At 68.9% G+C, this 916-nt stretch carries 2 protein-coding genes and 1 pseudogene; all 3 read left to right on the top strand.

Going from position 1 to position 916, the window contains the following annotated elements:
- On the top strand, positions 1–427 hold a 427-nt coding region (locus tag AC5Y5E_RS30355; RefSeq protein ID WP_499907717.1), incomplete at its 5' end, for a PPE family protein, SVP subgroup.
- An 85-nt stretch (positions 428–512) separates the two neighbouring features.
- Positions 513–809 carry a WXG100 family type VII secretion target gene (locus AC5Y5E_RS30350; protein WP_499881040.1) on the top strand — a complete coding sequence of 99 codons (297 nt, stop codon included), beginning with the start codon at positions 513–515 and terminating at the stop codon, positions 807–809.
- Between the two features lie 29 nt (positions 810–838).
- A pseudogene (locus AC5Y5E_RS30345) lies at positions 839–916 on the top strand (type VII secretion protein EsxI); the annotation flags it as partial.

The raw sequence follows: 916 nt of genomic DNA, 5'->3' as shown, positions 1-916 counted from the left end.
AATGAGCGGGTCGCACGCGGCGGCGCTGGCCGGCGATGCCGCCGGCGCGGTCGATCCGGCGAAATTCGTCAGCGCGGCCGCTCCCGCCATGAAGGGCCTGGGCGGCGGTGGTGCGGGCCTGGGCGGCGCGGCCGCGCAACTGGGTAAGTCGCGGTTGGTCGGGGCCATGTCGGTGCCGCCGACGTGGCAGGGGTCGACGCCGGCGCGGATGGCCAGCGCGGCGATGTCGGGGCTGGGCGGGGAGATGCCCGCCGCGGCGGCCGCCGCCGGGTCGCCGACGGGCGGCGGCATGCCCTTCATGCCGATGCCGATGGGCGGCATGGGCGCCGGCGCCGGCATGCCCGGCGGGATGATGGGCCGCGGCGGGGCCAGCCCCCACGTGGTCCAGGCGCGACCCAGCGTGGTGCCGCGCGTCGGAGTCGGATAGGGCGGGGGTGATACGGCGGGGTTTGGACGTTGGGCGCCGTGGCGGCGCTTAATCGAAACATTTTGTTGATGAAAGGAGCAGTGTGGTGGCTACACGATTTATGACCGACCCGCACGCAATGCGGGCGATGGCAGGGCGTTTCGACGTGCATGCGCAGACGGTTTCGGATGAGGCACGTCGGATGTGGGCCTCGTCGCAGAACATTTCCGGCGCCAGCTGGAGTGGGGCCGCCGAGGCGACGTCCTACAACACGATGGGACAGATGAACCAGGCGTTCCACAACATTGTGAACATGCTGCAGGGCGTGCGTGACGGGCTGATCCGCGACGCCAATAACTACGAGCAGCAAGAGCAGGCTTCGCAGCAGATTCTGAGCAGTTAGCGGCATTTAGGGCGTTAGGAGATTGAGCGATGACGATTAATTACCAGTTCGGAGACGTCGACGCGCACGGCGCGTTGATTCGCGCCCAGGCGGCGTCGCTGGAGGCG

The sequence above is a fragment of the Mycobacterium sp. NGS54 genome, from assembly GCF_059812465.1.
This window is presented reverse-complemented; position numbering and strand designations above follow the sequence as displayed.